Annotated in this window: 1 protein-coding gene; it reads right to left on the bottom strand. The window is 67.4% G+C overall.

Annotated elements, in window-relative coordinates; translation table 11 throughout:
* Nucleotides 1-44: 44 nt before the first annotated feature.
* On the bottom strand, nucleotides 45-282 hold a 238-nt coding region (locus tag RVY79_RS19135; protein ID WP_317466137.1), incomplete at its 5' end, for a hypothetical protein.

The raw sequence follows: 282 nt of genomic DNA, 5'->3' as shown, positions 1-282 counted from the left end.
GCCGTGGAGGCGGGCACCAGCGCGTCGTTTTCAACGACGAGCGCCTAATAGCAGAGACCCGCCTGTGCGTTCCAGCCCGGCCCGAGCCACAGGGGCAGCAGGATGTCGTCGTAATAGCGGTCAAACGCCTCCAGGGCCGTGGCCGCGACAGTCGCAGGGGACGGTTCGGCAACGCCGGCCAGCGGTAGCGTGGAAGACAGTGGAAGCATGTGCGCCGTGAGAATCGTGGCGGAGTGGGCCGGAATCTTGGGCCCCAGGCCCGGTAGGGCGTAGATTGTGCGC

This window comes from Chromohalobacter sp. HP20-39 (genome assembly GCF_033052815.1).
GTDB lineage: Bacteria > Pseudomonadota > Gammaproteobacteria > Pseudomonadales > Halomonadaceae > Chromohalobacter.
This window is presented reverse-complemented; position numbering and strand designations above follow the sequence as displayed.